This is a genomic window from Pseudomonas sp. PS01303, from assembly GCF_029959385.1.
GTDB classification, from domain to species: domain Bacteria; phylum Pseudomonadota; class Gammaproteobacteria; order Pseudomonadales; family Pseudomonadaceae; genus Aquipseudomonas; species Aquipseudomonas rustica.
Map to the genome: position 1 here is coordinate 105682 of NZ_JASCPK010000005.1, position 21519 is coordinate 127200.

The following is a 21519-nucleotide window of genomic DNA, read 5'->3' on the forward strand; positions in this document are numbered from 1 at the left end:
GTCATGTCGCGTGCCGTCACTTCGCTGTTTCTGCTTGCCGCCCTGCTGTTTTTCTTTGCGCTGGGCAACCATCAGTTGCAAGGCTCCACCGAGGCCCGCGTCGCCGGCATCGCCATGGAAATGCATCTGGACAATGACTGGGTGACGCCGCGTCTGTTCGGTGAAGCGTTTCTGGAAAAACCCCCGCTGAGTTTGTGGCTGGACGCCGGTGCAATGCGCGTGTTCGGCGTTTCGCCGTGGGCGGTGCGGTTGGCCTCGGCGGTGGCCGGGTTGTTTAGCGTGATGTTGTTGTACGGCATGTTGCGTCGCTTCGAGCGGCCGAAAAGGGTCGCGTGGACGGCGGGGATTCTGCTGGCGACCATGGCCAGTTACTGGAGCAACGTACGTGGCGTCGGTGAAGACGCGCTGCTGGCGCTCGGCGTGACGGCGGCATTGCTGGCATTTTTCCAGGCGCAGCGACTGCCGACGCTGGGCAATTCGCTGCTGTTTGTCGTCGGCATTGCCATCGCGACGTTGAGTAAAGGTGTGCTCGGTTTGGCGATGCCTGGCGTGGTGATTTTTGCTTATCTGCTGGCGGACAACCTGATCGACAGGCGTTTGAAGATCGCTGATTGGTTGCGGCCGGGATTGCTCACCGTGGTCGGTTTGATTCCGCTGCTGATCTGGCTGGTGGTGCTTTATCAGCATGGCGGTGCGCAAGCGGTCAGAGAAGTGTTGCTGACCAACAGTGTCGGACGTTTCAGCGGGTCGTTCGTTGAGGCCGGCCATTACGAGCCGTTTTATTACTACCTCGCCAAGCTGCCGCAAGCGTTTTTGCCGTGGAATATTCTGGTGTATCTGGGGCTGTGGCACTTCCGTAAAGAGTTGAAGGCGAATCGGTATCTGCTGTTTTTCAGCCTGTGGATCGTGGCGCAGTTTGTGATGCTGACGTTGGCGTCGAGCAAGCGCACGGTCTACCTGATGTCGATGACGCCGGCGGCTGCGGTGATCGCGGCTGAGTATGCATTTGTATTGTTCGAGCGGTTGAAAGCGTACGAATCGGCGAATCGATTTGTAGGCTGGATCGCTCGTCGGCGTCAGGCATTGGCGTTCGGCGTGTTGGCGGTGGTGATCGCCGGTTATCTCGGCGCGGCGCAGTGGGCGCTGCCGAATGCGGATAAACACCTGTCGTTTCTGCCGCTGACGGAACACATTCAATCGTTGCAGGCCAGCGGTCATCAGGTGGCGTTGTTTCAGGCGAATGAACGGGTGGGCGGTGCGAGCGTGTTTTATACACAGAGTGTGCTGAAGGGCCTGGATACGGAGGCGCAGTTGCGGGAGTTTCTGGGAGCGGCAGCGACAAATGTGGCGGTGATCTCGGCGGATGCTGAGCCTGTTGCGCCGCTGAAAGTGCTAAAGACCATGATGGTTGGGCGACAGGCTTATTACTTTGTCACCGACTAGATCGGGCTAAACACAAAGCCCTGTGGTGAGGGGATTTATCCCCGATGGGCTGCGCAGCAGCCCTTTCTTTTGAATCAAGAGAGGGGCCGCTTCGCGCCCCATCGGGGATAAATCCCCTCGCCACAGGTTATTCACTGGATGGGCATTCCAACTGTTGCCGACGTTGCGACTGACACTGTCCGCTCATGCTTCTCCAACACCGGCATCTCCAGCCGCGCCCGTCCATAAAACGCCAACGCTGTCAGCAAACACGCCAGCCAGACAAAGATCCCGGCCCAAAACGTGTGGGACATGTAGTGCCAACCTTGCAGGACGCGTGTCGTGCCGTAGATAAAACCGAGCAACAACGAGCCCCACAAAATCGCCTTGGAAAACCGCCACTGGTAGCGTCGCGCAACAAAGTACAGCGCCAGCATGGTGAACCCACCCGACGCGTGCCCGCCCGGCCAGCAACGGCCCTCGCCCGCTTCATGGAACAACTGGAAATTCTCGTACCACTCGACATGAGCCATTTTGCCGCCGTACAGCGTGGTCTCGATCGGGCAGTAAACGCTGGTGTGCGCCTTGAGGAAGTGAATCACTCCGGTGCAAACGGCGAACGCCACCACGACGAAGAAAAAATCCCTACGGTGATCGGCGGCAAAGCGCAGCACCGGCGCGACTCGGCTGCGCTGCAGAAAGGCACCCAGTCGTGGCCGCTTCTGCGGGCTGACCAATGGCCAGATGACCGAGAGCATCGCACCGATCACGGCGATTTCCCCTGTCCAGTTCGGAATGATCCGCGCCCATTTGTGCGTGAGTTTTTCGAAGAAGTGGATTTTGTCGAGCGGGAAGGTCTGGGTCAGCGGGTCGAACAACAGGTTGCTGAAGGCGATGTCGATTTTGGTCATGTCGAACAGCAGAAACACCACCGCTGCACAGAGCAGCGGTATGCCAAAGTTGTAAGCGTAGAAACGCGATTTCATCGGGTGGTCACCGTGCGCCAGTCGGAGGCTTCAATGAAGCCGAGCATTTGTGGGGCCGCCGGATTGGCAGCGGCGACAAACAGCGAAGAGCCGTAGCCGGGATCGGAGGCCGGTACGTTCAGGTCTTTCTCCAGTTGCCCCATGCACTCGCTGTGGGTCACCAGGATCAGATTGCGCCCCGGCACTTTGTGCGCCAGCGCCTCCTGCAACATTCGCCCCTTGCAACTGATCAACCAATCGGCGGCGGTGGAGGTCTTGGTGAACATGTAACCAGCGGTCTGCACGGTGCGCTCGATCGGGCTGTTGTAGAGGTCGGCGTTGCTCAGGCCCAGTTGTTCAAACTGCGAGCCCACCGCATCCGCGACACTGCGCGAACGTTGAGTGATGCCGTCATTGCCGCTCAGGCACGGTGCCTTGGAGTGATCGCAGCGTTCGACGTGGCGCACCAGCACGATCATGTCGCCTTGCGCCCAGCCCTGCGCCAACGCCTGCGCGCCGGCGACATTGCCGTGGGCCAGGTCAGGCACGGCAGCGGGTGCCAGCAACCACAAGGTCAGCGGAATCACCAGCACGGAGGCGGCCAACACCACCCACGTGTTGCGAAAACGCGCCAAACCGCTCAGATCGATCGAGCGTTTGACGCCGAACAGATTCAGTCTCAATTCCACAAAAAGCCGCCTCACCGGCATGCATCACTTGTCATTCGATGCGGCGAAGGTACAGAGGCGGGCGTGGGCAGCCAGTGAAACCCATGTGAAAAAAGTCTTGGGATCCTTTGTTACAAATTCCGTAGGACAAAATCCTTTCAGCTCTCGGCATTGCGGCCGATACAGACCTGCTAACACCATTGCTGGCTCAAAAAAACAACAATCTTCCAGCCTAACCGACGACCAAGAAACCCAACGTTTCTGGAGGATTTTTGATGAATAGCTGGTTCGGCAACATCAGCGTGAACATGAAATTGGGCCTGGGCTTCGGCCTGGTGCTGGCCCTGACCTGCGTCCTGGCCCTGACCGGTTGGACCAGCCTCGGCGGCCTGATCGACCGCAGCAACTGGATGAGCGACATCACCCAGCTCAACTCCGGCCTGACCAAACTGCGCGTGGTGCGCCTGCAATACATGCTGACCAACGGCGATGAAACCGCCGCGCAAAACGTGCAGACCACCCTTGAAGCCTTCGCCGCGCAACAGCAGAAGTTGATCAGCAGCTTCAAGAGCCCGGAAAACGTCAAGTTGCTCAAGGCGCAGGCGGCGACCATTGCTGAATACCAGACCTCGCTGAACAAAATGCGCAACGCCTACCGCACCGCCAACAGTGCACGCGACGCCATGAGCGTGAATGCCGACGTCGCGTACCGTCAGATCGAATCGATCAGCAAACATGTCCAGCAAATGGACATGAGCGAGCAGCGTTTCGAACAGTTCCAGGCCATTACCACGGCCAAGGAAGCGTTCATCCTCACCCGCTACGAAGTGCGCAGCTACATGGCCGCCACCAACGCCGACACCGAGCAGAAAGCCGTCGCCCAACTCGACGTCGCGATCGCCAGCCTCAAGCAATTGAACGTGCATTTCGCTGACACTCAGGCAGATGCCCTACGTCAGCTGGAAACCGCGCTGGTCAATTACCGCAGCGCCTTGCAGGCGTTTAAAAACGCCAACAGCGAAGCCGTGCAGGCGCGCAAGGAAATGACCGATCAGGGCGCGACCATCGTGACCCAGAGCGAGCAGCTGTATCAGATCCAACTCGACCGTCGTGACGCCGAAAGCGCTCAGGCCCGTACTCTGCAACTGATCAGCACCCTGCTGGCGTTGCTGGTTGGCGTGATTGCCGCGGTGTTGATCACCCGTCAGATCACCCGTCCTCTGCGCGAAACCATGGCCGTGGTCGACCGCATCGCCAGCGGCGACCTGACCCACAATGTCATCGTTACCCGTCGCGACGAACTCGGTGTGCTGCAACAAGGCATCGCGCGCATGGGCGTGACCCTGCGCGATTTGATCAGCGGCATCCGCGACGGCGTCACCCAAATCGCCAGCGCCGCCGAAGAGTTGTCCGCCGTCACCGAACAGACCAGCGCCGGGGTGAACAGCCAGAAAGTCGAGACCGATCAGGTCGCCACCGCAATGCACGAAATGACTGCCACCGTGCAGGAAGTTGCGCGCAACGCCGAGGAAGCCTCGCAAGCCGCTGCCGCCGCTGACGGCGAAGCCCGTGAAGGCGACAAAGTGGTCAACGAAGCCATCGCGCAGATCGAACGTCTGGCCAGCGAAGTGGTGCGTTCGACCGAAGCCATGAGCGTGCTGCAACAGGAAAGCGACAAGATCGGCAGCGTCATGGACGTGATCAAGGCCGTTGCCGAACAGACCAACCTGCTCGCCCTTAACGCTGCGATCGAAGCCGCACGCGCCGGTGAAGCCGGTCGTGGTTTTGCCGTGGTCGCCGACGAAGTTCGTGGCCTGGCGCAGCGCACTCAGAAGTCCACCGAAGAAATCGAAGGCCTGGTCGCCGGTCTGCAGAACGGCACCCAGCAGGTTTCGGCGGTGATGAACAACAGCCGCGCACTGACCGACAGCAGCGTCGCGCTGACGCGCAAGGCCGGCCTGTCACTGGAAAGCATCACCCGCACGGTGTCGAATATTCAGTCGATGAACCAGCAGATCGCGGCGGCGGCTGAACAGCAGAGCGCAGTGGCGGAAGAGATCAGCCGCAGCATCATCAACGTGCGCGACGTCTCGGAGCAGACCGCAGCGGCGAGTGATGAAACCGCGGCATCGAGTGTTGAGCTGGCGCGCCTGGGTGGTCAGCTGCAGCAGATGGTCAGCCACTTCCGGGTCTGATTCGACCGCTAAACTGCCCGTTGCACGTCTCCGGCGCTGGAGCCGTGCAACGACATCTACAGCGCCCGATGCATGTCCCGCCCCCGCCCTTCAAATTCCTACATCCTCGTGATCCCTTTCCGATGTGCAGCGGCGAATATCCTCTGTCCAACGGCCGCAATGGCTGACAGCGCTGTTGAAGCGTCCCGCGTAGTGTCGATTCTCCACAGAGAAGGAGACAACCGGGATGACCGACCGAACACTGCTCAAGACGTTGATCCAGACGCACAGTCCGAAAGATCAGGAGAGCGAGTTCAAAGAGCTTTTCGACAAGGATCTGAAGTTCGGCTCGATCTTCGACATCACCCGACTGACCGAGGCCGAATTCGCCGCCAGGGTCCGCGCCGGCGTTGAAGCCAGACAATCACTGCGCCAACTGTCGTCCTCAATCGATACAAAAATGCTTTTCGACAATGTCAGATGTCTCGCGGCGCAGCTCACGCATCTCTACCGGGAACAGCGCACTTCAGATGGAAAAGCACAACACCACTGGCATCCGTCGAGCATTCGCAAAGCCGAGGAACAAGCCCCCACTTATACCCATCTGTTCATGGAAAACTGGGACGATGCCTGCAAGGTCGATTCGATTGCCGCCATCGATTCGCAGGTCGCCTATCTCCGCGCGCTGTACCTGTTTGCCCTGCAACTGGAGTCAAGTCCCTCAGTAAACAGCGAAGAGAAAAACGATCGAATTCTTTTGGCTACACGACGCCCGGATCTGTCGCTACTGTCGATCAGTCATCAAAGCACCTTCACTGCTCAACCGATGCTCAGGATCGTCAACGAAACGCTGGATAACAATATTCGCGCAGGGCTGTTATCGGCCCCCGACAAAGCTCAATCGACCTATCAACTGCTGGCTCAACGGCAGTTCCCTTTCGTCCTTCCCTACGAATTCTTTCATCACCAATGCCTGTTGGGGCTGAACGAAAAAAACACTGCGCTGGGCGAGTTGAACTATCGCATCAGCCAGCATCTCCCCTTAAGCCAGCATGAAAGCCATCTTTATGGCAGCGTGCCGCAATCTTCACCGCGTGTGGCACAGGCCCTGATGTCAGGGTTGGGACCCAAGCGTCAGGCACTTCTGACTGACTGGCCTGATGCCAGAACACTGTCGAGCGTCGCAAGTGATTCGTTTACAGCCGAGCAACAGTCGCAATACTGGAAACCTGTTTACGGCCCGGCAACGACCGACGATCTCAGTCACATCAGCACCTTCCTCGAGCGAACCGGGCTCAATGCCGACCAGTTGGAGGCATTACTCGCGCAAGGCCGATACGCCCTGCACAACTCCCCTCAGAATCGTCTGGGGGCGAGCTCATTCGGGGCCGGTACAGCCCGTTACGTCAACGGTGCGACTAGCGCCCGCTACCCGGCGATGACGATCGACCGAAACGCGAAACCTGCGCGCATCACACATGCAACCGCGCAACGTTTAGAGCGCCTGCATCGAATGATTCGCCTGCAACGCTGGCTGGAGATGCCCTTCGCCGATCTGGATGTCCTCATCTGCAGTGCCATGGGCTCGCCGCGCGCACCGGAACCCAGGCTGCAAATTGATCGTTATGTGATTCGGGCACTCGGTGTGTATCGATATTTTCAGCGCAACTATTCACTCAAGGCTGAGGAATTCGCCGCATTACTGCACCTTGTATCAACGTCCGCGACCAGTAATGAGCCGGCACTCTTTGACCGGATCTTCAATCAGGCGCGCTTGTTCGATGCGCCGCTGATACTTGATGGCCGAGCGTTTTCGTCAAACCCGACAGATCCACTCTCGCATTCGGTTCTGCAGCATTTGAGCGCCAGCCTGGGTATTTCCCTGTCGGAAAACGCGCTGTTGCACATTGTGAAAAATACCGAGAAACAACTGGGCTCGCTGAAGTGCGACGCGCACACGTTGTCCTCCATTTACCGACAGGCTCGCATTGCGCAGCTGTTCGGCTTCACCGTCAGTGAAAGTGCGACGCTGGCGAATCTTTTGGGCGGAGAAAGGATTGCCGCGTATCTGGTGTCAGGTCAGACCAAAGAGCATGAAATCAAGGTCGATTGCTCCGATCTTGAAGGGCTCAAGATAAACCTGTCCATCGGCGCCCCGTTGTCGGCGGACATGAAGCACTGGCACTTGCTTCCAGGCTCCAGCATCGAGATAGGAACGGCTTTTTTTTCCGACTCGATCGACAACGTGATCACTGTCCGCTATCCCCGCAATTTATCCGGGGAGATGCCTGAACTCTATTTCAAGATGCCTCATGGGGTCGCGGCGAATACCGTCACGTCCTTAGCGGGGACTGTGTCCACCTACGGTGGCACTCTCGATGAACTGCTGCAGTTGCAAAGCCCTTTCGTAACGCTAACCAGGCAGGGCGCAAACCGGGCACTGTTTGAAACCTACGTAAAGGTCACACTGACCAGCGCCGAGAGCCCGCCACGGGATCTCGACATGCTTGATGTCCTGATGCAAATGGACTGGAGCAGCCGCTGGATCAAGCAGTCCGTCTTTGACATCCCGGGACTTCAGCAGCTCCTGACGCCGGCAGGCAGCAGCGAGCAAATGCTGGGTAAGTTGCTGCAACACTTCACCAGTCTGCAGGCTGCGACCCGAAAAGCCGTAGTGACGACACCCGAGTTGGCAGCCTTGTCACTGCCCGACAGTGCGAATTTGCGCGCAGAGTTGGCTATCGACTTGCTCGATGAAAAGGGTCTGGTGAAAAATTTCGCGCCGCTGGCAACGGACGACGCCTCTGAAAAGATGGACGCGGCCCTCGAGAAATTACCCGCGCTGTTGATTCACGTCGACGACGACGCGCAAAGCCAGAGACTAAAGAAAAACGCCCGACAAAAACTCAAAGACCTGCTCCTGCCAGCCCATGATCGACAGCAACATCTGATCGAGACGTTTCTACAGGAAACCTGCTGGCTTCCCATGACATGTGCAAAGGGCGTAGTGACCTGGGCGAAGTCCTCGATCCACCGAATCCTGCTTGCCGCATTGTCCTCGGAACGCTTGAACGATCTCGCATCGACCCTCGAACCCGTCCTGCGCCATGCCCGGGCGGCCGTTCAGCTGCAAATGAGCAACAGGGCATTACAGGTTTTTCAAAACCATCCCGATTGGCTGCAACGCTCGAATTCGGCATTGGCGCTGTCACTCGAGACCCTCTACCTGCTCGACCGGATAGTCCATTGCATGACGACCCATCAGCATGATGAAGAAAGCCTGTTGAATTATCTGGAGCTGGCCAACGAACCCGGCTCATCCGCGGACGCCAGCAACCTTCATCTGGCGCGACTGCTGAACTGGACGCCGGCGCAAGTCAGTCTGTTGACCGCCCGATTACCCCGCTCACGGGCCAGCACCATGGAGGACATTGACTGGCTTGTGCGCTGTCACGACACCTGCGCAAAAACCGGCCTCGGCGCGGCGGCCTTGCTTGACGCGACCAGACTGCAGAACGACAGCCCTGAAGAACACTGGAAATCCGTCGGTGAGGCGGTAATGGCCAGCGGAAACTGATCCCATCTCATGCTCAAGGAACGAACATGAAAGCACTGATCGAAAAACAACTTGAAGAAAGCCTGCGTGACGCGCTGCTCGGGCTCTATCTGTCCTTGATCGATTCGGACGTTTCAAACAGCGGCGACATTAACACGCAGCTCAAGACCGCGAATGACCTCTACCACCACTTGCTGCTGGACGTATTGGTCAGCCAGGACGTGCCGACCAGCCCGGTGGCTTGCGCTATCGCCAGCCTGCAGCAATACATCAACAGCATTCTGGATAGCATGGAGCAGGGGTATCACACGGCAGTCGTTGCACCCGACCAGATTGAAACCTGGCGCACGGCGATGCATGAATACCAAGGCTGGGCAACTAACGAACGCCTGCACTATTTCCCGGCGGCCTATCTTGATCCAACGTTGCGCCAGAACAGCACCGAGAGCTTCAAGAAACTGGAAAACGACCTCAACCAGAACCAGTTAAGCATTGAGTCTGTACAAACCACGGTACTGGCTTATCTGAGCAGGCTGGAAGAAGTGGCAAACCTGAAAACCGTCAACGGTTACATCGACGGCAGCGTTTTCAGCGCCAGTACTTATTACTTTGTTGCCAGATCCAGAACGGCGAACACCTGGTACTGGCGCTCACTGGACATGACGAAAAGACCTAGCGTCCCTGAGTCACTGACCAGCCAATACGATGCGCCCGAACCCCAGGCCTGGTCGGACTGGAACCGCTTCGATCTGCCCTTTTCCGAAAGCGCCATTGAACACACTGTCCGTCCCGTGATGTTCAACAAGCGCCTGTATGTGATCTGGGCCGAATGCATCTTTCAAGACAAAGCCTCAAGCAACAGCGATCCAGCGAAGCCCAAGACCAACCCTTTATTCCGTCTGAATATGTGTTTCAAGAAATACGATGGAAGCTGGAGTACGCCCACAAGCTGCGTGCAAGCCTATGGGCTACATACAGAGATGCACACGCTGAGCGTGGAGCAAGTGCTGAAGGGCACACAGACTATCGCTGTCTACGATCAGAATAATGCGTGCCTGTTGGTCGCGCTGTATGTCACTGACGTGCCATACGTCAAAAAGGCTGCGAAACATTTGCTCTGGATGTCGGCGCAGATCGACAAGGATGCCATCTCCAGATCCGACATTCGTGCAAGCGGTCTGCTAGAGGCTGACACAGACGTTCCTCTGAGAAATCTTGCCGAGCACTTTCCGCCGGGTGAGCAACGGCAACTGCAATTTCTCCATGAAGCGCTTCAGAACGAGCGCACCGCCCCCAGCATCAACACTCACTTCGATGGGAAGACAGGAACCACTGAGTTCATCGACTTCGCCGGATCCGAGATCGAGTTCACGGAATCCGGCAGCACAGTCACTGAAAAGCAAAAACGCTCGCCCATCCGAATGAACATCACGTTCGCCAGGCACCTGATCGAACGTGCCGAAGCCAGCATGGATGAGTTGCTGAGCTGGAGTTCACAGCACTTGCCCGAGCCGCCCTTCGAGGCGGGCGGCGATGCCGGGCAGATGGATTTCCATGGTGCCTACGGTCGTTATTTCTTCGAGCTATTTCTCTATTTGCCGTGGCTGGTGGCCCATCGTTTCAATCAGGAGCGGCAATACGCTCACGCCGAAAACTGGTTGCAGTACCTGTTCAATCCCGGTCGTAAAAAAATCGCGGGCGCCAGCCCTGATTACTGGAACTCAGTACCGCTGACTTCCAGCACTCCGGCGCCAGGGCAACTCAGCCATGCCATTCAGGGCCCGCAGGATCCGCATCAAATCGCACTGAGTCACCCGGTGCACTTTCGAAAAGCCTTGTACATGCTCCATATCGACATCTTGCTCAATCGCGCCGATGCCGCCTATCGCCGGTTGACCCCGGACGGTTTATCGCAGGCAAAGCTATGGTATGTCCGGGCAGCGGATTTGCTCGGGCCGCGCCCGGATATCCGCCAGACCGACATCTGGAACGCGATAACCCTCGGCGACTTCAGCAGCGAGATCAACGCGGATCTGCGCAGTTTTGAAAAAAAACTGAGCACCGAAAACAAAGACATATCGGCACAGGAAAATCTGGCACCTGAGGTGTGCGTGCGTCCTTACGCCCATCCACCGTCGATCCATACCATCGATACCCCGCACCTGCGGTTGCCCTTCAATCCCGTATTGATCGCGCACTGGGACAGACTGGAAAGTCGCTTGCACAACCTCCGGCACAATCTCGATATCGTCGGCCGGCCCTTAAACCCTCCAATCTTCGGTTCAACTTCGGACTCGGGCGATCCATTGAGTACCAATCCGCCAAAAGCGGCGGAGCCCGGCAACGTCCAGCGCTCCGGTCTGGCGATTCCACCCTACCGCTTCAGCGCAATGCACGCCCAAGCCATGACGGCGGTGGAAAGTGTCATCCAGTTCGGCGCGACGCTGCTGTCCTTTATCGAACGTAGCGAGCAGGCCAGCTATCTGGAGCTGCAACAACACCATGTCTGGGACATCGCCAACATGGCCGTCGAACTGCAGACGCATTCCCTGACAATCGACCGCAAGTCCCGCGAGGCATTGCTTGCCGGTAGAGCCATCCTTGAGGGACGCCGGGACTACTACGGCCAGCTGGTTGATGAAGTCCTCAATCCTGAAGAAGTCGGCGCCGCCGTTGCCCATCTGACCGGGCGCATTGCCGAGGCTGGCGCACATGCGGCACAGGCCGTCGGCCATGGATTGAAGCTCGTACCGAATATTTTCGGCCTGGCCGATGGAGGATTTCGTCTGGAAGGCGGCCCTATGGCTGTGGCAGCAGCGGCAATGGGTGCAGCCACTGCCGCCCACGGAACCGGCGAAGCGCTCGAACGCGCCGCCCAATACCGTCGCCGCCATCAGGAATGGATATTCGCCCGCGACCAGGTCACCCTGGAAATTGCCCAGATCGATGCCCAACTGGCGCTGGAGGCCGAAAAGGAAGCCGCCTCGCAACTGCTATTACGACAAACCCGGGCAGCACTGAACCAAGCCCGCAACGCCTACAACTTTCTCAGCAAGCGTTTTACCAACTCACAGCTTTATCAGTGGTTCACCAATCAGCTCTCGAGCTTCTACTACCAGGTGTATGACTCGACACTCGCCCTGTGCCGACTGACGGAACAGTGTTGGCGCTATGAGCTGGCCGACGATTCAACCCCGCCCTTCTTTGAGCATCTGGCATGGAATACCACCTATCGGGGTCTGGGCCCGGGTGAGCGAATGAGGCTTGGGTTGCTGAAGATGAACGATGCCTACCTGCTGTGCCATGACCGCGAACTGGAAATTCGCAAGACCGTGTCGCTGCGACGACTCAAGCAGAAAGAGGACGATCTGCCAGGCGGGGCGAAATCCATCAACAAGCCCTGGGATGACATCGTCCCCGGGGATGGCGGCAACCCGGCGATGCAAGGCATCAAATTCGAGCTGGTGAACAATGGATCCTGCGAGTTCGAGTTGAGCCAATCGCTCTTCGACCATGACTATCCCGGACACTGTCTGCGCCGGATCAAAAGCATCAGTGTTTCGCTGCCGGCCATCGTCGGCCCTTATGAAGATATCCGCGCCACGCTGACCCAAACCGCGAGTGAAGTGGTCTTGCCCGGCGACGGCAAGACTGTCCTCAAACAGGCAAGACTGAATCAGCAAATTGCACTGTCGACGGGCGTCGATGACAGCGGCCTGTTCATGCTGAACTTTCAGGATGAGCGCTTCTTGCCGTTCGAATACACCGGTGCGGTCTCGAAGTGGAAGTTGTCCTTTCCCAATCACCACTCGCAAAGAGCCATGCTCGAATCGCTCACCGATGTCATCGTTCACCTGCGCTACACCGCCAGGGTCGGAGGGCTCACGCCATGACCCAAGACCCTCAACTCATAGCAACCCCGCAGTCGCTACCCAAGGGAGGCGGTGCGATTCAATCGCTCGGAGCGGACATCGGCACGGTCGGTTCCAGCGGCGCGGCCACCTGCGAAATCGCCTTGCCGATCTCGGCAGGTCGCGGTTATGCGCCAGCACTGTCCTTACGCTACAGCTCCAGCCACGGCAATGGGGTATTCGGCCTGGGTTGGTACCTGCCAGTGCCGACCATATCCCGGCGCACCAGCCTGGGCGTACCGGCATACAACGATGAGGATTTGTTCGTCGGCCCCGAAGGCACGGTCTGGATGCCCGACCGGAACAAGGACAGCGGTGCGATCGAATCCACCCGGAAACACTACGCTGACGATACGACAAACTCCGTTCATAGCGTGGTGCGCTACCGCCCCCGGGTCGAGCGCGGCTTCGACCGCATCGAACACTGGGCGAGCGCTGATAACCCGGTCGGGTTCTGGCTGGTAGGCAGCGCGGATGGCCACCAGCACGTCTATGGCAAAACACCGTCGGCACGCCGCGCTGATCCGGCCCACCCTGATCACGTTGCGGAATGGTTGCTTGAAGAAAGCATGAATGCCCACGGTGAACACATCGTTTACGAGTACACCGCCGAGACCCTCGCTACAGGCATCCAGTGTTACTTGACCCGTGTGCGCTATGGCAACGTCACTGGCGCTCCACAGCTTTACGCATTCACCCATCCATCCGCCACTGATCGACGCTGCCATTTCGAGTTATGTTTCGACTACGGCGAACGTGCGGCCACGCTGGAGGACAAACCTGACGTCGCGGGGCGAGCCATCTTAGAGGAGCGTCCAGATCCGTTCTCGGACTTTCGCTATGGTTTCGAGTTGCGCACCACGCGCCTGTGCCGGCAGGTGCTGATGTTTCACCATTTCCCCGATGAAGAAAAAATGACCAGCGGCCCGATACTGGTACGCCGCGCTTTGTTCGAGTACCAGACCTCGCCCCTGTCCTGTAGTTTGCTGACCGCCGTGTTCAATCAGGCCTATGGCAGTGACGGCAATACCGATTACCTGCCTCCGCTCGAGTTCTCCTACACCCCGTTTGACTGGCAACCCGAGACAAACCGGTTCCAGCCCTTCGAAGTGCTGAACACGCTGCAACATCCGCCCTTGTTTCAGTTTGTCGACCTGTACGGCGAGGGTCTGCCGGGGATTCTTCAGCAGACTGAAAAAGCATGGTATTACCGAGCCCCCAAACGCCATGAGGACGGCGGCGATCGTGTGGACTATTTGCCTGCGCAATTACTGCCACGCATCCCCGTCGCTGACACCGACAAATCAGTCCGGCAAATCCTTGGCCATTTCACCGGCAATGACCGGCCGGACTGGCTAATGTTCCAACCGGGCATCAGCGGCTTTTTCACCCTTGATGCTGGGGGCAAATGGTCGGGATTCACGCCTTTTGAGGCATTCCCCACAGAGTTTTTCCAGGCCAACGGACAGTTGGTCGATCTGATGGGGACGGGCCTCGGCGATCTGGCCATCATCGGTCCCCGCAGCGTGAGGCTGAATGCCAGCCTGGGCAAGGCAGGGTTCAAAACGGCAACCGACATACTGCGCATGCCTGATGACGATGACTTGCCCAGTGACAACCACTCCCCCAGCGAACTGTTGGCCTTCAGCGATGTGCTGGGCAGCGGCCAGCAACATCTGGTGCGCATTCGTCACAACGAAATGAAGTGCTGGCCGAATCTTGGACGAGGCCGATTCGGCACAGGCCGGGTCATTGCCCCACTTGATTTTGCCTACGAATCCTTCGATGCATCGCGCATTTTGCTGGCTGACCTGGATGGCAGCGGCGCCACCGACCTTATCTATCTGCAAGCCGATGGTGCCCGTATCTTCATGAACTGCTTTGGCAACGGACTGGCGGCACCGATCAAATTGCCTTGGCCGAATGGTCTGCACCTGGATCGTTTCTGTCAGGTCAGGGCAGCCGACCTGCTGGGAACCGGTTGCTCCAGCCTGGTGATCGAGATACCGGGAAGCGCGACGAGGTATTGGCGCTATGACTTCGTCAACGGTAAACCGTACTTGCTCGGTACAACCGACAACAACATGGGCGCCATTCACAGCATCCGCTATCGCAGTTCTGCCCAGGAGTGGCTGGATGAGAAAAAACAGTTACTGGCGAAGAACAAAAAAACGCTCTGTCGATTGCCGTTTCCGTTACCCGTGGTCAAGGAGCAGACCGTGCACGACGAAATTACCGACAATCGATTAACCCGCCAATTCACTTACCGACGCGCAGCCTACGACAGCAAAGAGCGTGAGTTCCGCGGTTTCGGATTGCTTGAACAGACAGACAGCCTCGAGAGCGGATCCAGCCCCTACAGCGCTCATACCCCGCCAATGCTCAGCAAAACCTGGTTCCACAGCGGTGACACCATTGATCCACTGTTGCCGGTTTCGGACTGGCGTGACAAAGACGCGGTCGCCTTAAAACCTGCCATTCAGAACACAGGCGAAAGCTGGTCTCCCGACACCCACAAACGCAAGGCGGCGACAGCCCACTGGAAATCCCGTCAGCGTGAGATGGCCATCGCGTTGGCGGGCAGCGTCCTGCGCGAAGAAACTTACGCCCGCGATGCCGATGCCCGATCAGTGGTTCCTTATTCAGTGCAGACGTATCGTTATCAACTGAACGAACTCCGGGGGCGCGGCAAGCACAGTCCCTGTTCCATCGTGCACCCCGTACTTGCCGAAACGGTGCGCCTTGATTACGAGCGGATCGCCGATGATCCGCAATGCCGCCATACACTCAATCTGCAATGGGATCAGTACGGGTTTACCACCCACTCCATAGAGATCCGTTATGCCCGACGTAAACAGGCCACTGATGCCAGCCCCTTCACTGATGAGTGGCAACAACAATGGTGGCGTGATGCGCATGACGATCAACAGCAGTTTTACTACGTGCAGGAAAACCGAGAACGCTTCATTCATCTGGATGCAGGGCAGAACCATCGCCTGGGATTGCCGTATCTACAATGCGCCCATGCCTTGAGATTGCCCAAGTCGCCGCTGCCCGACGGACTCGACCCCGCCGGCATCGACCATGAAAGCATGCTGAAACTGAGCGCCACCGCTCGCTGGAAACCCTTGCGCGTCTTGACCGCTCTGTCGGTGCTGCGCTACCGCGACAGCAAGACTGATGAAACATTGGCCGATGGCCAGGCAAGTATCGAAGCGCTGGTGGATCATCGCGAAACTGCCGAGATCAACGACTTGGCACTCAAAGCCTTCGCCACACTCCAGACCGCGCCCCGTGCTGTTGATATCCGCGAAAAACTGCAAGCCAGCGGCTACCGGAATATGACCATCGCGCCGCCACTGCAAGACACTTGGGCGATTGCCGCAGACCTCTGGTCGGTGCGACGCGATTACACCACTTACCAGGGCGCGGACGGTTTTTTCAGACCCAAAACGTTCAGCGCCAGCAGACAACAGGCGCCGACTACGATCGGCTATGACCGTTACCATTGCCTGATTACTTCGATCACGCTGCCGGATCAATGCACCACGCGAACACGCGCCATTGACTATCGAACCCTGAGCGCCACCCAACTGATCGACCCCAACGGCATCATCCGAGAAGCGCGTTACGATGGCTTTGGAAAAGTGCGCGTGCTCAGCCAGTACAAAAACACCGTCGACAAGCAACAGGGTTTCAAACCGCTCGACGCTCATCCGTTGAGCACGTCAATTGTCGCCGCCATCGAGTCGCCTCAGCAGTCCTTGCAACAAGCGGCCAGCGCATTTTTCTATGCCCCTCTGAGCTGGATGGGAACGGTGGCACCTGTCGATACTGAACAAGAGTCGCAATGGCGCAATCAGGCGATCGCGTCCGGAGAATTGGTCCCGGGCGGGTTCATTCGCGCCAGCACCCGCAAACGCTTGCAGCAACTCGCAACCCTGACACCGGCGCAACGCTACTTGCGGCGTGAGACAAGTAACGCCGTGCGTGAACCGGTGCACAGTGTTGCATTGCAGGCTGATCGCTACCCGGACGCTGCCGGGCAACAGATCGGCATCATGATCGCCAGTCAGGACGGCTTTGGCCGGCCTCTGCAAAACAAACAGAAAATTGATGCGCGCTGGCGAGTCAGTGCACCGGTGGAATACGACAACAAGGGGCGAGTCATCCGCCTCTACCGGCCATGGTTCAGTGACGATTACCGCTACAGCCACGACGCGATAAAACGTACATCGGGCTTTTGCGATCAACAATTCTACGATCCCGCAGGGCGATTGATCAGGGTCATCAATGCCAGCGGTGATGAGCGCCGATATGCCTATCACCCTTGGTACACCCTGAACGAGGACGAAAACGATACCCACGCCGACAAGCCTTTCGAGAACACGCTTTCGCTTGAGCCGGGAGACGCATCATGAGCGCTCTTCATCGCCATACGCCGACCCTGAACGTCGTCGATAGCCGCGGGGTTCAAATCCGCCAGGTCAGGTACTTGTGCAATGACCCTTTCAGCCGTCCGCAGGCACGCATCAGCAGAAGCCTGCACGACATCTACCGGCAGTCCGTCGAGCACCATTCACCCACGGTCGATGCCAGTCCCTCCATCACAGATTTCAGCGAAATCACCAGCCTGTCCGGTGCGATCCTGCTGACCCGAAGCGCTGATGCCGGCTGGTGCGTCAGCCTGTTCGGGGAGGCTGGGCAACTTGAGGAAAAGTGGGATGCGCGCGGCAGTCACTGGCAGTTCGAACACGATAGCCTGATGCGTCCGGTAGTGATCCTCGAGCAACACAACACAGGCACACAACAAGCCATGGAGCGCTTGGCCTACGCCGACGGCTCGGCCGACAATGCGCGCTACAACCTGTGCGGCCGTCTGGTTCGTCATGACGATAGCGCCGGCAGTCGAGCGTTGGCGGAGTACGATCTGCATGGCAACCTGATTGGCGAAACCCGGCGCTTGCTGAAACAGCCGCTCACGGGGGGCTGGCCAAAAATCCCTGAAGAGCGGGAAACCCTGCTGGAAAGTGATCCCGGCTTCTCGACAGCCTGGGAGTACGCTGTGACGGGTGAGCTGCGAATGCAAAAAGACGCCAGCGGGCATATCCAGCGTCGTGAATTCGATGTGGCGGGCCAGCTGAAGAAAATCACGTTGCAAAAGCACGATGACACCGGGCAAACGCTGATTCTCGACCAGGTGACCTACAACGAGCAGGGACAGATCACTTCGCAGAATGTCGGTGGCAAAATCACCCAGCAGACGTCTTACCAGCCCGCCAATGGCTGGGTGAAGGAACGCAAGGTGGCCACGGCCGATGGTCGAATCCTGCAATCAATGCACGTCGACTACGATCGGGTCGGCAATGTCGTGAGCGTTACGGATAGCAGCAAGGCCGAGCAACACCACACCAACCAGCGCATCCTCCCCGTCAGTACTTATGAGTACGACAGCCTTTATCAACTGATCCAGGCGACAGGACGGGAGATAAAAGGCGCGCGCGTGCAGGCGTCGCTCCCTGCCTGGCTCCCTGCGTCCGGCGACCTCAGTCGTTTGGTCAATTTCACTCAGCGATACAGCTACGACGCGCGCGGCAACCTCATAACGTTGCGGCATCAATCTGAAGGCAACAACTACACCCGCGCCCTGCAAGTCGCCGTCGGCAGTAACCGCGCCCTGCGCAGGAAAAAGGGCGATGTCCCACCCGATCTCGACAATGGCTTCGACGCCAATGGCAACCAGCTCGCCCTGCAACCGGGCCAGCCGTTGGAGTGGAATATCCGCAACCAACTGCAACGTGTTGCGGTGATTGAACGAGCCGATGGCGACGCCGACCAGGAAACCTATCTCTACGACGCCACTGGTCAACGCGTACGCAAACGTCAAACTCGAAAAGCCCACGCCACCACACATCTGCGCCAGACGCTGTATTTGCCGGGACTGGAAGTGCGCACTGACAGCAGTTCAACCCTTGATGTCATCACCGTCGACGCGGGAGCGTGCCAGGTCACGTGTCTGTACTGGAAAAAAGGCCGCCCTGACGCCATCAACAATGGTGCTCTGCGATACACCTTTAATGACCATCCCGCTTGCACGACCCTGGAACTCGATGGCGACGGCCAACGCATCAGCGAGGAAGGTTATTACCCTTTTGGTTCGACCGCATGGCGGGCGGCGCGGAGCGAAATCGTGGCCAACTACCGCGCCGTTCGCTACTCCGGCAAAGAGCGCGATGCCAGCGGGCTGTATTACTACGGCTCGCGTTACTACGCGCCCTGGCTCCAACGCTGGATCAGTGCGGATCCGGCCGGGAGGGTAGACGGGTTGAATCTGTATGCGTTCGTCGCCAACAACCCACTCCGGTACAAGGATCATGCCGGCCTCTTCAAATATGAAATCGGTACTTTCAGTACCCAGCCCACAACCCCGGCCCCGGCGGCTACACGCACTTCGGTTGCGCACAGCGCCTCCAGCGCGTATCTGGATCCTGGCGACCTTGAGCGTTACAGACTGGCCTATGACACGATCTGGACGACACGCTCATTACTTTCAAACGGCCCAGGCAATCAGATCGGCGCCATTTCCAACAGTCTGGAGCTGTCCTCGACAATGACCAATGCCCTGCGCGCCAACGTCGGGCAACCATCGGCCGTGCAGCCCTGGGCACAACACGCAGTGGCCGCTGCGACCGGCAATTGCGATGAATACGCTGTCGTCAGTTCCAGCCTGCTCTCATCCTCAGCACGCAACAGCCAGCTACTTCCCGTTCACCTCTCGGAAATTCCCGGACACAGATTCACGTTACTGGGAGACCCTGGCCTGGATCCGCTGGTCATTGATCCTTGGGTGATTTATCCGATGCCGCACTTGCTTTCGGAGAGTCGCTACCCCCAAGTAGCTTCAAGCCTCAACGTCACTCCGCGGATGCCGCAGGATCCTGCGTATGAAATTGCCATGGCTGACGTCGCTGCGCTCGCGCCGCTGTATGCGCAACAGCCGCAACAAAATCCGACGCTGGTTAACGACCAGTTGGTGCAGGCCTATTCAACCGGGGCTTCAAGTACCTGGATATGGCATCAACTGACTTCCCAACAGCAGTCCACCGACATCAACATCAGCGACGGCTTCAATTTCTTCAATTTCGCTGAAGTCCCCGTGGGGCATCTCAACCAGATTGAGATTGAAACCCGGCTGGCTGATGACATAGGCAACATGTTCCCCGCGAACTACTTCAAGCGGTTCTGATTAAGCGTTCTGCCTTGATCGAGTTGGCCCAGGTCATGCCCTGCACGAGGCATGGCCTGGCTCACCAAGTCGGTTATCGCGTGCCGCGCTGGCGCAACGCCGACGGCATAAAGTACGCATCCTCGGGTACCGGCTGGGCGAAATCCACGGTCTCGGCTTCTTCGTTGTCGAGGTTTTGCACGTAGTAACGACGGGCCTGCAAATCATGGAAAACGTCCAGCGCGCTCCACGTGGTGGGCAGGTCGTAGAAGTTTTTCAGGTAGGCCATCGACACGCGCCACAGCTCCCCTCGCCCGTCGTATTGATCGACCAGCGCAGCGCCCCAACTGTCTTCATCGAGGAACAAAACGCGTTTGGAATAGATGTGTCGCGAACCTGGTTTGAGGTTGCCTTCCACCACCCAGACCCGGTGCAACTCGTAGCGGGTGTATTGCGGGTTGAGGTGGCCCGGGGTGAGCAGTTGCGCGTACTTCACGTCGGGGCTGGAAACTTTGTAGTTGTTGTAGGGAATGTAGATTTCCTGTTTGCCCTTGAGCTTCCACTCGTAGCGATCCGGCGAGCCGTTGAACAGGTCGGTGTCGTCGGCGGTGCGCAGGCCATCGGAGGATGAGATCGGCGTGTCGTAGGCGAGATTGGGCGCGCGGCGTACGCGGCGTTGGCCGGCGTCGTAGACCCAGGCCTGACGTGGGTCTTTGAGTTGGTCGAGGGTTTCGTGAACGAGGGCTGCGCCACCGGCCAGACGCGCCGGACTTTTTACGAAGGCGAGGTAGTAGAACAGGATGTTTTTCAGGTCAGCGAACTGGCCGTTCGGGCGGTAGTAGTTGAACAGCGCTTCCTGTTGCGACGTCACCAGCGCAAAGCTGCCGTTGCGTTGTACCGGCGCTTCGGAGGCGCGACGCACGACGTAGATGCCGCGATAGCGAGTGATGTGGTTCCACAGCACTTCGACGCCGTCCTTCGGCACTGGAAACGGTACACCGCCGTAGGCATCGGAGAAGCCGCTGCCGCCTTCGAGCAGTTTCGCCGAGGTCGCGTTTTTCAAGGTGTTGTCGTACAGCCACTGCGGCGCCGAGCCGGAGCGACGGGACGGGTAGATCGGCATCTGGAAAGTGTCGGGGTAGCTGTTGAACAGCGCGATCTGGCCGGGGCTGAGGTGGGCTTTGTATTGGTCGAGATTGGCTTTGGTGATGGTGAACAGCGGTTTGTCGGCCGCGTATGGATCGGGGTGGTGCTGGCCGGGTTTGTAGCCGGCGGGCGCTTGGGTGATGCCGCCCGTCCAGGCCGGGATGGTGCCGGCGGCGTTGCCAGCCCGCTCGGCACCCATGGGGGTCAGGGTGGTTTTCAGTTGCTCGGCTTGTTGCGGGGTGATGGCGGCGAAAACGCTGCCGGCGGCCAGACCTAGAACAAGCCCTAGCGAAGCCTTGGTCAATCGTGAGTTGTGAAACATGATCAATCTCCGAAATGGGAGTGAGGTCTGCAAATCACCGCAGATCCCCTGTAGGAGTGAGCCTGCTCGCGATAGCGGTGTATCAGGCAAAAACTACTGCCACTGAAAGTCCGCCATCGCGAGCAGGCTC

At 58.3% G+C, this 21519-nt stretch carries 9 protein-coding genes; 6 read left to right on the forward strand and 3 right to left on the reverse strand.

Annotated elements, in window-relative coordinates:
- The first annotated feature begins 3 nt into the window (after positions 1–3).
- Positions 4–1443 (forward strand): glycosyltransferase family 39 protein, encoded by a 1440-nt coding sequence (locus QMX93_RS04200; protein WP_282352946.1) that lies wholly within the window; start codon positions 4–6, stop codon positions 1441–1443.
- A gap of 131 nt (positions 1444–1574) precedes the next feature.
- Here QMX93_RS04200 and QMX93_RS04205 read toward each other — a convergent pair whose 3' ends face one another.
- Positions 1575–2408, reverse strand: a complete 834-nt coding sequence (locus QMX93_RS04205) for a phosphatase PAP2 family protein (protein WP_282352948.1) — start codon at positions 2406–2408, stop codon at positions 1575–1577.
- A complete protein-coding gene (locus QMX93_RS04210) occupies positions 2405–3076 on the reverse strand; it encodes a histidine phosphatase family protein (protein ID WP_053116997.1) in 672 nt (223 codons plus the stop codon). Before QMX93_RS04210 ends, QMX93_RS04205 begins: the two co-directional genes overlap by 4 nt.
- Positions 3077–3330: 254 nt before the next feature.
- Here QMX93_RS04210 and QMX93_RS04215 point away from each other — a divergent pair, with 254 nt between their 5' ends.
- From QMX93_RS04215 to QMX93_RS04235, 5 genes are all read left to right on the forward strand, one after another.
- Positions 3331–5250, forward strand: coding sequence for a methyl-accepting chemotaxis protein (locus QMX93_RS04215; RefSeq protein WP_282352951.1), 1920 nt, complete (start codon positions 3331–3333; stop codon positions 5248–5250).
- A 226-nt stretch (positions 5251–5476) separates the two neighbouring features.
- The gene (locus QMX93_RS04220) at positions 5477–8806 is read left to right on the forward strand and encodes a Tc toxin subunit A (protein WP_282352952.1); all 3330 of its coding nucleotides are present in this window, start codon (positions 5477–5479) and stop codon (positions 8804–8806) included.
- Between the two features lie 26 nt (positions 8807–8832).
- A complete protein-coding gene (locus QMX93_RS04225) occupies positions 8833–12678 on the forward strand; it encodes a neuraminidase-like domain-containing protein (protein ID WP_282352954.1) in 3846 nt (1281 codons plus the stop codon).
- Positions 12675–17117: a SpvB/TcaC N-terminal domain-containing protein gene (locus QMX93_RS04230; RefSeq protein WP_282352956.1), complete on the forward strand. Its 4443-nt coding sequence runs from the start codon at positions 12675–12677 to the stop codon at positions 17115–17117. Before QMX93_RS04225 ends, QMX93_RS04230 begins: the two co-directional genes overlap by 4 nt.
- Positions 17114–19942 (forward strand): RHS repeat-associated core domain-containing protein, encoded by a 2829-nt coding sequence (locus QMX93_RS04235; RefSeq protein WP_282352958.1) that lies wholly within the window; start codon positions 17114–17116, stop codon positions 19940–19942. Before QMX93_RS04230 ends, QMX93_RS04235 begins: the two co-directional genes overlap by 4 nt.
- Before the next feature lie 73 nt (positions 19943–20015).
- Here QMX93_RS04235 and QMX93_RS04240 read toward each other — a convergent pair whose 3' ends face one another.
- On the reverse strand, positions 20016–21389 hold the full coding sequence (locus tag QMX93_RS04240) for a DUF1329 domain-containing protein (RefSeq protein ID WP_282352959.1): 1374 nt from the start codon (positions 21387–21389) through the stop codon (positions 20016–20018).
- Positions 21390–21519 lie beyond the last annotated feature (130 nt).

What these genes read in the sequence shown, in the direction of transcription:
- QMX93_RS04200 (WP_282352946.1), top strand. Translation starts at nt 4, where the DNA reads ATGTCGCGTGCCGTCACTTCGCTGTTTCTGCTTGCCGCCCTGCTGTTT.
- QMX93_RS04240 (WP_282352959.1), bottom strand. Translation starts at nt 21,389, where the DNA reads ATGTTTCACAACTCACGATTGACCAAGGCTTCGCTAGGGCTTGTTCTA.
- QMX93_RS04225 (WP_282352954.1), top strand. Translation starts at nt 8,833, where the DNA reads ATGAAAGCACTGATCGAAAAACAACTTGAAGAAAGCCTGCGTGACGCG.
- QMX93_RS04205 (WP_282352948.1), bottom strand. Translation starts at nt 2,408, where the DNA reads ATGAAATCGCGTTTCTACGCTTACAACTTTGGCATACCGCTGCTCTGT.
- QMX93_RS04235 (WP_282352958.1), top strand. Translation starts at nt 17,114, where the DNA reads ATGAGCGCTCTTCATCGCCATACGCCGACCCTGAACGTCGTCGATAGC.
- QMX93_RS04230 (WP_282352956.1), top strand. Translation starts at nt 12,675, where the DNA reads ATGACCCAAGACCCTCAACTCATAGCAACCCCGCAGTCGCTACCCAAG.
- QMX93_RS04220 (WP_282352952.1), top strand. Translation starts at nt 5,477, where the DNA reads ATGACCGACCGAACACTGCTCAAGACGTTGATCCAGACGCACAGTCCG.
- QMX93_RS04215 (WP_282352951.1), top strand. Translation starts at nt 3,331, where the DNA reads ATGAATAGCTGGTTCGGCAACATCAGCGTGAACATGAAATTGGGCCTG.